General features: G+C 66.7%; 3 protein-coding genes and 3 pseudogenes. 4 read left to right on the plus strand and 2 right to left on the minus strand.

The window, feature by feature from the left end:
• Positions 1–215: 215 nt before the first annotated feature.
• Together ACH4U7_RS52675 and ACH4U7_RS52680 are read left to right on the plus strand one after the other, a co-directional pair.
• Positions 216–3,344 carry an SGNH/GDSL hydrolase family protein gene (locus ACH4U7_RS52675; protein ID WP_398534862.1) on the plus strand — a complete coding sequence of 1,043 codons (3,129 nt, stop codon included), beginning with the start codon at positions 216–218 and terminating at the stop codon, positions 3,342–3,344.
• A 119-nt stretch (positions 3,345–3,463) separates the two neighbouring features.
• Positions 3,464–3,844: a hypothetical protein gene (locus ACH4U7_RS52680; protein ID WP_398534863.1), complete on the plus strand. Its 381-nt coding sequence runs from the start codon at positions 3,464–3,466 to the stop codon at positions 3,842–3,844.
• Positions 3,845–3,974: 130 nt separating this feature from the next.
• Here the strand turns inward: ACH4U7_RS52680 and ACH4U7_RS52685 are convergent.
• Both ACH4U7_RS52685 and ACH4U7_RS52690 read right to left on the minus strand, forming a co-directional pair.
• Positions 3,975–5,074: pseudogene (locus tag ACH4U7_RS52685) on the minus strand (integrase core domain-containing protein).
• 235 nt (positions 5,075–5,309) lie between these two features.
• Positions 5,310–6,215: pseudogene (locus tag ACH4U7_RS52690) on the minus strand (IS630 family transposase); the annotation flags it as partial.
• Positions 6,216–6,598: 383 nt separating this feature from the next.
• Here ACH4U7_RS52690 and ACH4U7_RS52695 point away from each other — a divergent pair.
• Positions 6,599–6,816, plus strand: a pseudogene (locus tag ACH4U7_RS52695) (cellulase); the annotation flags it as partial.
• Positions 6,817–7,187: 371 nt separating this feature from the next.
• Positions 7,188–10,895 (plus strand): S8 family serine peptidase, encoded by a 3,708-nt coding sequence (locus ACH4U7_RS52700; protein ID WP_398534864.1) that lies wholly within the window; start codon positions 7,188–7,190, stop codon positions 10,893–10,895.
• Positions 10,896–11,110 lie beyond the last annotated feature (215 nt).

Here is an 11,110-nt window from a genome sequence, read left to right on the forward strand (position 1 = left end):
ACCGCGGCCTCGCCAAAACCTCACTGGCCCAGGTCCTGACCGCAGCCGCCCTCAACCTCTACCGCCTCGACGCCTGGTGGACCGGAACCCCCCTGAGCACAACACGAGTCTCCCACTACGAACAACTTGCCCTCAGCCTCACGGCCTGATCGACAAAAGCCCAGATCACATCGACCAACAGAGTCGCACAGGATGACACCGCGACTGTGTCCCGGGTGTCGGCGGCCGATCTGGACAACGGCAGCGCGAAGACCACGCCGTCTGCCCTCGCCAAGGGCCGACTGATGGAATTCGACCTGTCCGCGACCCCGTCGGGGGAGGTGTACGTCACCGGGAAGGCGACTTCGACAGGCCGTGCCGTGAAGACACTGCACAACCCGGGCCGTCTGGCCAAGGACGCCAGGGTGTCCAGCCGTGGGCAGGCGGCCGTCACCTCTCGCTGGGCGGACGGGAAGGACTCCCGTATCAGGCCCGAGGAGGCGCTGACCGAGCGGACTGTCCGCACGACGCTGAAGGCCATGGATACCGGCAGGACCGCGGTACTGGACGTCGTTCCCGGCGACCGGATCGGTGGAGCGAAGTCGGCGCGTGCGGGCAATGAAACGTCCCCCGTGCTCAAGGCCGCGACCACCGGTGGACGCCAGCGGATCGGCGGCACCGTCGACCCGGACCGCTACTGCTCAGTGCCGCATGGCGACGCGCAAAAGCAGGCATTCCAGCCCACACCGCGCCAGATCGAGTGGGCGGTGGACCAGGCCGTCGTCGGCAAGCTCAACAAGGGCGCCACCCGGCCGGCGAACTGGAAGAACACCGGCATGGCCGCATACGCACCGCAGACACTGTTCCCGCTCACTACGCTCAAGGGCGGCTCAGGGGAGGACTGGCACATCCCTGCGCAGGTGATGCTCGGTGTCACCGCACAGGAATCGAACATGTGGCAGGCCGCCCGCAGCGTCGTGCCCGGCGTGACGGGCAACTCGCTGATCGGCAACTACTACGGCATCAAGTACTCCGCAAGCGGCGACCAGAAGGACCCGTGGGCGATCAACTTCGCCGAGGCCGACTGCGGGTACGGCGTCACCCAGGTAACCGACGGCATGCGCGTGCACGGCAAGGAGAAAGAGGACGAGAAGCCCAAGACGACAGTGCAGCAGGAAGCCGTCGCACTGGACTACGCGGCGAACATCGCGGCCGGCGTGAACATCCTGGCCGACAAGTGGAACGACACTCGCGACGACGGGTTGATCATCAACGGCGGTGATCCAGAGTACATCGAGAACTGGTTGTACGCGCTGTGGGCCTACAACGCCGGCTACCACCCCCAGTCGACGGCGGGCAGCAACTCCGGAAGGTGGGGTGTGGGCTGGACGAATAACCCGGCCAACCCATTATGGAAGGAAAACCGCAGCCCGTTCCTGGAGACGGGGGGCAAGGATGACTACTCGCACGCCTCACATCCGCAGGACTGGCCGTACGAGGAGAAGGTCATCGGCTGGGCCGCACGCCCGATCTCCGCGATGTTCGCTCCCGGTGACTTCCAGCCCGGCTACAGAGCGGCCTGGTGGAACACGGACCTCGCACGCACCCGCGCCAAGCCGCCGCTCGGGCAGTTCTGCAACGAGTCGAACGACTGCGACCAGTTCAAGATCGACGAAGGTGCGTCCAATGACACTGGCAAGGGACCGTGCCTGCTGCCTGGTGACCCGGACACCAAAAACCCGCTGTACTTGAAGTGCTGGTACCACAAACCCGCCTCGTGGAAAGACTGCAAGAACGCGGAGTGCGGCAATCCGACCCACAGGTTCAATGAGACCTATCCTGAGCAGCCGGACGCCAACTCGTATCCACCGCGCTGCAACACCGGCCTCCCGGCCGGCTCGCTGATCGTGGACGATCTGCCCAACGGCACAGTCCCGGCGGGGTCATCGAACCGATGCGGCGCAGTCTCCTCGCAGGGCTCATTCGCCTTCGATTTCGCCACGGCTTCCGGCCGGATCGACATGCACCAGCTCGGCGCGGGCAACGGCAACCACTTCTGGTTTAGCCACACCCGTTCCAAGAGCAAGGACACTGATGCATCGCGCCTCTACACCAGGGGAACCTGGACCCTGAACTCCGCCAAGCGTGGCTGGATGCGTGTCTACGCCCATATACCCGACCACGGCGCCCACACACGCCAGGCCACCTACATGATCGGTGGCACAGACTCCACCAGCCCTTACCGCGTGCACCCACAGAGAGTTATGGAAAACAAGTGGGTTGACCTGGGCGTATTCAACTTCATCAGCACCCCGACGGTGTCGCTGGACACCAACACCGAGGACGGCACCGGCGACGAAGACATCGCCTGGGACTCGGTGGCATTCCAGCCGCTATCGGTGAAGCCGAAGAACTTCGTCGTCGCCATGGGCGACTCGTACTCCTCGGGTGAAGGCGCTTCAACGAATGGTGGCGACGACTACTACCCGGAATCCGACTACTACGACAAGCAGCTGCCGGACACCGAGGACAAGTGCCACCGCTCGAAGCATGCCTGGTCGCGACAGGCCGTGCTGCGAGGCTACTCAAAGTCGATCGGAGCGATGGCAGACGACCATGACGATGACATGGATTACCACTTCGTCGCCTGCTCCCGTGCTCGCCACTACAACATCCTCCGCGAGGGGCTGAGCGGGGAGCTGCCGCAGATCGAGCAGGGATATCTCGACCAGAACACCACGCTGGTCACACTGTCCGTCGGCGGCAACGACGCCCGCTTCGCGGACATCATCGAGGAATGCATCGCGGCCTTCACGGTATGCAACGACAACGACCTCGACGCCGTGGACCCGGACAACGGGAAAGGCACTGGCCAGTCGACCGGTCCCCTCAACGAGTGGGCACCGAAATGGCTCCACGAACAGATCCTGCCACGCCTGGCCAGCATGCTCGACACCATCCAGATACGTGCGCCCAAAGCTAGAATCGTCCTCATGGGTTACCCGAAGCTCCTGGAGGGAAACGGTCAGTGCATCATCGGCATAGGCACCGAGGAAGCGCCGTGGCTGAACGAGTTGGCGGACACTCTGGCCACCGAGATGCAGGGCGCGGTCTCCGACGCCAAGAGCAAGTACGGTACGAATGCAGTCTTCTCTGACCCTCGCGACGAGTTCGACGGCAAAGCAATCTGCGGTGACCCAGAGACAGTGCACGGGATCGTCCTGACCGGCCACTCGAAGGCAGACAACCGGGACAAAGAATGGCTGCCGGGCAACGTGGCGCCGTCCATGAAGTCCTTCCACCCGAAAGTGGAAGGTGCGCGGCTGTACGCCGATGCACTGAAGCAAACCCTCTCGGACGACTGATCTGTTCGACGGTACCGCTACGGCGAGCGGTGGCGTCCTTGTTAAAGAATGCGGGGGTATGAGCACTCGAGCCTACTTGTGCTCATACCCCCGCTGCGGCGTCATGGAAGAGTAAGGACATGGTGAAGAGCATTGCCTCCCGCTGGCTGAAGGGCACATTCGTGTCGGCGGCGGCGGCCGTCGTCTGCTACTGGCTCTGGGTGTCCTTACATGATTGGGCGAGGCAGGCCCGCTCGGACGGGACGTTTTCCGGGTTATTCGAGTCGCTGTTTGCGGGGATCACGGGCGTGGTGTCGATGCCGGTGCTGCTGTGGGCAGGGATGCGCGTATTGCAGGAACGAGGCAATCACCTGCTGGTGATGCTCGGCGCGATCGCATGGTTCTTCGTCGGGAGCCATGTGGTGGAGGACGACGTCAGCACCACTGGCACCGTCGTGTTCCTCACCCTGTTCACGGCCTTCGGCACTCTGCTGTCCGGTGTCGAAGCGCCAAGAAAATGAAGAACCGGGAGTGCCCTCCACGGCCCTGGTGCAGTCCCATCGCGATCAACTATGGATCCGGGTAGCAGACGGGTCGGGCTCCCGCGCCCGAGGGCAGGCCTGCCCTTGCCGGAAATCTCATCCGTGCAGGTCACGCTGCATGTCGGTATTCGTGGAGGATGCCGCCGAGGCGATCGTGTCGGCGTATCTCGAGGCGGGCTAACGCGCCGGGATTGTCGATCGGCGGGGGCAACGGGTGCAGTGGCCTGGCGTTCGCGATGCCTTGGTGTGGTCGGTGTGGTCGGTGTCCGTTGTAGAACTGCTCGAACTCGCGCAGGGTATGGAGTAGGTGTCGCTGGTTCCAGATCAATGTCCGGTCCAGGAGCTCGCGACGACAGGTCTGTATCCAGCGCTCCGTGATCGAGTTCATTCGTGGCATCTGGATGCCGCTGAGGACGACGTCGATCCCCGCGTCCTTGAGGACGGCATCGAAGAGGGCGGGGAACTTCCCGTCCCGGTCCCCGATCATGAACCGTGCGCGGCGGCCGAGGTCTTCGAGGTCCATGACGAGGTTTTTCGCCGCTTGCGCTACCCAGGATGCGATCGGATGCGCGGTGGCGCCCAGGACGCGGATCCGGCGACTGCCGTGTTCGATCACCACGAGCACGTACATCCGTACGCCCGACAGCGTGACTGTTTCCATGAAGTCACAGGCCAGCAGGGCATCAGCCTGTGCGCGAAGGAAGGTGGCCCAGGTACTGGAGGTCCGCTCGGGTGCTGGGGCGATGCCGGCCTCCTTCAGGATCTCCCAGACGGTGGACGCGCCCATCTTCCCCCCCAGCACAAGCAGCTCGCCGTGCAGACGCCTGTACCCCCAGCTCGGGTTTTCCTTCGCCAGCCGCAGCACCAGGACGCGGATCGAGCGCACGGTGCGCGGCCGTCCCGGGCGCTTGGGCCTGCAGGCGGCGGCATGGCGGCGCGCGACGAGGCTGCGGTGCCAACGCAGCACCGTGTCGGGGGCAGCCGTAACCGTCGCAGGACGTGCAGGGGCAGCCGGTGCAGCAGCGCTGCCAGGTACGCCCGATCGCTGGGCGTGAACCGGACCTTGTCCTTGTCGAGTTGGCGTTCCAGCACGGTGATCTGGTGGCGCAGGGCGAGGATCTCCGCGTCCTTGTCCCGGTCGGTCATCGGCAGCAGGCGAAGCATCGCGAACGCGTTCGACACACCCAGGTAAGCCAGTCGCAGCAGCACGATCGATCATCATGACGCGCTGACAGCAGCTGCGCCAGAGCGTCGGACCGAGCGACCGCGGCCAAGATTTCGGGAACCCGAAGAAGCGGCCCCCACCAGGGCGGATGAGATTTCCGGCAAGGGCAGAGTCGGGGGCGAAGGTGGTCTTCGGCTCGGCATGGACATTGCACCAGCGGACGTAGGCAGCGATGACCGCGTTCTGCTCGTCGTGGCTACGATGGTCGGTGCCGTTCAGCGCGAAGTAGCGCAGAGCCGCGAACTCCAATTCGATCCAGTTCAGCCAGGAGCCGTAGGTCGGCAGAAATACCAGCTTAACGGCATGGTCGGCGGTCCAGGCGCGGATGCGTGCGTGCTTGTGCGGGGAGAAGTTGTCCAGCACCACATACAGTTTCTGCCCAGGCCAGCGGGCGCGCAGGGCTTTGAGCAGGTCGAGGAACTCGCGCCACCGCTTGCGCGGGCGGATGCGGTAGTACAGCTTGCCGGTGGCCAGATCGAGGGCGGCGAGCATGTGCCGCACGCCGTTGTACCGGTTGTAGGTGGCCCGCAGCCGGCGCGGACGCCGCACCGGCCCCCACGCCTTGCCCTTGCGTGGCATGAGGTTCAGCGGCCCGAACTCATCGACGCATATCACCCGCCCGTCTGCAGGCGGTGTGTCGTACAGCGCCAGGACGCGGTGCATCTTGGCGATGAACTCCGGGTCGGTGGACGCCTTCCACGTAGTGGTGGTCTTCCAGGAGACCTTGCCGGCGCGCAGGATCCGGCGCAGGGTCTCTCGGCTGACGGCCGGGGTCACCTTCTGCTTGATGAGGTGGTCGGCGAGCTTGCTCAGGCTCCATGTGGAGAAGGCGGTGATCTTCCAGTCGGCGGGGGATGTCCGGGCGATCAGGCAGATGTGCTCGCGCACCTGGTCACTGATCGTCTTGGGGCGTCCCCCGCTCCATTTTGGGTCCAGCGCGTCGAACCCCCGCTCGTTGAACGCGTGGATGACATCGCGGACGTAGTCCTCGCCGACCTGCATCAGCGTGGTGATGTCCTTGACCGTCTGGCCCTGAGCGGACATCAGCACCACGATCGCTCGTCGGAGTTTCACCGGGTCCTTCGCACTCCGGCTGATCCGCTGCAACTTCCGGCCCTCCTCCATGGCCACCGGCCGGACGAACACACTCGGTCGACGTCCCACGACCACCTCCAAGATCAGGTCTTGGGGACAGTCTGATGGCCGACGAACAGCGGGTCGATTACCCGGCCAAGGATGCGTGACAAGCCACTAGTTCTGGTCGGTGGGGAACGGTTGAGGTCGTCCTCGGCCGCGGTACGGGGGCGACCTACAAGTGCCCCCCTTCCCGCCCCCAGTCGGCCGTGCAGGCCGAACCTGCCACCCGGCGAGACGACGGTTACGCGCGGGAAATCTTGACCGCCGCCGTACTCGGTGTCACGGTCCGGTCGCCGCCATGTTTGCGTAAACGTCGCCACGGACCGGCCCGGGCCGTTCGGCGGCGGAAGCCCAGCGGCTATCCCGGCGGTCGAGGGGTCATCGACGCGGCGTCGGCCAAGGGCTTCAAGGTCACCCTCTCTTACCGGGAGGGCGGGGGCCCCACAAGGACGGCTTCATCGACGACCACGTCACCTCCGTCTGCGCCGACCCGCGCCTGGACGGCACCTACCTGTCGCTGCACCACTACGGGTTCTGGAAGAACTACGCCACGTACGTCGAGTGGGTGGCCGACCTCAAGGAGCGCATCCGGCCGCTTCGGGCTGACCGTGGACGGCGAGGGCGAGCGGGTCTGGTTGGACTCGCCGGACAATCCGGTGCCGTCCCAAGGACCCATGTGGGCCGAACACATCGCGACATGTGAACCAGACGTAAATTGTGCGGCGGCGTACGTCGGCTATGTGCGAACAAATGAGCACGCGCTGCGAAAACCGAACAGCGGTTTCCGCGCCCGGCGGTCCGGTACCGAATTCCCCGCGGTTACAGCTGCGTTTCCGGTTTCCCCCGTTCGTCGAAAACTCTTCCTTGTTTGATCACCAGGGTTTAGATTCCTCCCGCCCCATCCACCTTTGTGAGTCAGGAAACATCTTGGCTATGAACTGGTCCGGCAGGCAATGCCTGTTGGGTTTCGGAGCAGCCCTGCTGGTCATAGCGGCGACCCCGCCTCTGTCCGCAACTGCTCAGCCTCCATCCGCCGAAGTCCGCGGCAGCGCGGCAGGCCCCTCCGCCACCGGCCTTCCGAAGCCCGTTTCCGTCACCTTGCTGACCGGCGACAAGGTCACCATGACCCCGGCGGGGAAGAATCCCGCCACCATCACCGTGCAGGGGCCCGACGGACGAGACGCCGACGCCAGAATTAGCAATGTCGGCAAGGACACCTACGTTTACCCCGCCTCGGCTGCCGAATACCTGGCGGCCGGCAAGCTGGACTCGCGGCTGTTCAACATCACCGAGCTCATCGCCGACGGTTACGACGACGCGCACATCAAGCATGTGCCACTGATCGTCACCTATGCGAAGGGCCTGGGCAGCTCCGCGAGCGGCGCGAGGAAGCAGGCCGCGGCGCTCCCGGACGAGGCGACCGATGTCCGGGCGCTCACCAGCGTCAACGGCGCGGCGCTCGCCGAGGAGCACAAGGACGCTGCCGATTTCTGGGAGTCCCTCACCGGCGGCAAGGGCGGGGCGGGGCTGCGGTCCTCCGACGCCGCCGCCACGTTCACCGGTGGCGTGGCCAAGGTCTGGCTGGACGGAAAGGCCAGCGGTCAACTCGCCGACACCACGGCCCAGATAGGCGCCCCCGAGGTATGGGCTGCGGGGAACACCGGAGAAGGCGTCGACGTAGCGGTTCTGGACACCGGGTACGACGTCAGCCACCCCGACCTCGCGGGGGTCGCCTCGTCCGCGAGCTTCGTCCCCGACGAGGACGTCGACGACCAGCACGGGCACGGCACCCACGTCGCCTCCACGATCGCGGGCAGTGGCGCGGCCTCGGACGGCAAGGAGAAGGGCGTCGCGCCCGGTGCCTCCCTGCACGTCGGGAAGGTGCTGAACAACGGCGGATCGGGCCAGGACTCCTGGATTCTGGCTGGCATGGAGTGGGCCGCCCGGGATGCGAAGGCCCGGGTGGTGAGCATGAGCCTGGGGACGGACGAGCCCAGCGACGGCACCGACCTGCTCAGCCAGGCGGTGGACGAGCTCAGTGCCGAGACCGGGGCGCTGTTCACCATCGCCGCGGGCAACTCGGGTCCCAGCGACCACACCGTCAGGGCGCCCGGTACGGCGAGCGCCGCACTGACCGTCGGCGCGGTCGACTCGCAGGACCGCATCGCCGACTTCTCCAGCCGGGGCCCGCGGTTGGGTGACGACGGGCTCAAGCCTGAGATCACCGCGCCCGGCGTCGACGTGCTGGCGGCCCGCTCCCATTACTTCTATATGGGCGAGGGGTATTACACGAAGCTGAGCGGCACCTCCATGGCGACGCCGCATGTCGCCGGTGCCGCCGCGCTGCTGGCCGCCCAGCATCCCGACTGGACCGGCGCCCAGCTCAAGGACGCCCTGGTGAGCACCGCGCGCGTGACCGACTCGATCAGCGCGGACGACGGAGGCAACGGAAGGGTGGACGCCGCGGCCGCCACCAAGGCCACGCTGTTCGCCACCGGCACCGCCGACGCGGGGATGCACTCCCTGGGCGGCGCACCCGGCGAGACCGTCGAGAAGCCGGTGCGGTGGACCAACACCGCCGACCAGCCCGTCACCCTGGACCTGGCGGTCGACGCGCCCGGCGCCCCGGACGGGCTGTTCGCCCTCTCCGCTTCGAAGCTCACGGTGCCCGCCCACGGCAGCGTCTCGGCCACCCTGACCACATCGCTGGACAAGATGCCGGCGGCGCGCCGGTACACCGGCCACATCACCGCCTCCCTCTCCGGCGCGGTGGTGACCCGTACGCTCATCGGCGTCAGCACCCAGGAGAAGCCGCATCACCTGCGCGTCAAGCTCCAGGACCGGGCCGGGAACCCGGTCGACGGCCTGGTGGAGTTCCTGCGCAAGGGCGCCGGGGCGGGCGCTTACTCCCTCGCCTACAGCCAAGGGGGCGTGGTCGACCGGATCGTCCCGCCGGGCACCTACGCCGCCTGGACCTACGCGCCCGTGGAAGGCGTACACGGAAAGTACTCCCTCGGCGTCGCGCTGCTCGCCCAGCCCGAGATCGACGTGAGCAAAGACACCGACGTCGTCCTGGGCGGGTCCGCGCTCCATCTGACCGACGCTCCGACCCCCAGACCCAGCACCAGCGACGCCCAGGGCCGGATCGACTACTACCGCTCCTTCGGCGGCGACGAGAGCTCCGGCACCTCGCTCCTCGTCAGCGCGGAATATGACAGCGTCTGGGCGCAGCAGACCGGCAAAGTCGCCGCGGGCTCCCAGATCTACACCGTACGCTGGCGCAAACAGCAGCCGCTGCTCAGCCTGACCTCCGGCGGCCAGTCCTTCGACGACCTGTGGCTACAGCCCGGCTCGGGCAAACTACCCGCCGGCAGCAGCACGCTTGAGACCGTGTTCGCCGGTGCCGGCAAGAAGGAGGACTACGCCTCCCTGGACGCCCGGGGCAAGGCCGTCGTCATCCGGGGCCGCGGCGAGGAGCAGATCACCGCGGCCGAGGACGCGGGCGCGAAGGTCCTGCTGTTCGTCAACGGCGGGTACGGGCGGCTGCGCCAGGCCGTCGGCCGTACCCCGCTGACGGTCGTCGGACTGTCCAGGACGGAGGGCGAAAAGCTGATCTCACGGATCCAGAGCAGCGAGACCGGGAGCGTGGCCATGCGCTCCGTGTCCCACCCGGTCACCACCTACCTCTACGACCTGGTCCACAGCTGGCGCGACCGGATCCCGGCCGACCTGACCTACGCGCCGACGGAGCGTCAGCTGGCCCGGGTGGAGGTCGGATTCCGCAACGACCCGTCGCATGAGGTGCAGGAGTACCGCTACGACATCCAGCCGTACTCGGACCTCAGATACGGCGTGACCGCCATCTCCAACACCGGCACCCGCCGCACCGACTACCTCACTGCCGACAAGTCGGTCCCGTGGATGGAGGAGGTGTACGAGGTCAGCAAGGTCCCCGAGACCTGGCAGTACTCGGATCGGCTCACCTACCCGGCCGGCCGGACCACCGAGGTCGACTGGTTCGGCCCGATCCAGCGGCCACGGGTCAACCGGAGCATCGAACTCCCCCACCGGACCGGTGACAAGCTCGTCGCGTACGTTCCCGGCTGGGGCGACTCCGGCGAGAACCACGTCGGCACCTTCGGGTACGGACCCAACACCCAGACCACCGAGCTCTACCGGGACGGCGACGTTCTCGCCTCGACCGGAGGCGCCTGGATCGAGGCGGAAACCCGGCCGGCCAAGGCCGCTTACCGTCTGGTGACGAGCACCGCCCGGACCGGAACCTATCCCTACTCCACCAAGACCCATACCGAATGGACCTTCACCTCGGCCGCGGCCGCGGACAGTGAGACGGTGAGCCAACTGCCGCTCATCCAGCTCGACTACCGGATCCCGACCGCACAGGACGGACGAGCACGGCGTGACGCGAAGCTCGTCGTCACCCCGTCGCATCTGCCCGGCGGTCCGGGCGCCGCGCTCCGTACGACCAGTGTCGAGCTCTCCTACGACGACGGGGCGACCTGGAAGCGGGCGGACGCGGCCGCAGGGGCTCCGATCCGGTTGCACGCCCCCAAGGGTGCCCGATTCCTCACGCTGCGCGTCAAGGCGGCGGACACCCAGGGCGACACGGTGAGCCAGACCATCACCCGCGCGGTGGGCATCGCCTGATCCCGTTCGCCTGATCCCATAGGTCATACACAGGGCGGTGCGGCGCTGACCTACAGCACCGCACCGCCCGCTTTTACCCGCAGGGCGTCAGCCCAGCAGGTGGTAGTTGCCCGCGACCGTCAGGAAGAGCACCGCGGCCAGCGCCACCGCGCTGTAGTGGATCCGGGCCGCCCAGCCCCACCAGCGGCGCCACCAGGCGATCACGGCGCACACCA

Origin of the sequence: Streptomyces sp. NPDC020845, from assembly GCF_044334165.1 — a bacterium.
Lineage (GTDB): Bacteria > Actinomycetota > Actinomycetes > Streptomycetales > Streptomycetaceae > Streptomyces.

Coding starts and splice junctions, on each gene's coding strand:
- ACH4U7_RS52680 (WP_398534863.1), top strand. CDS start 3,464: ATGGTGAAGAGCATTGCCTCCCGCTGGCTGAAGGGCACATTCGTGTCG.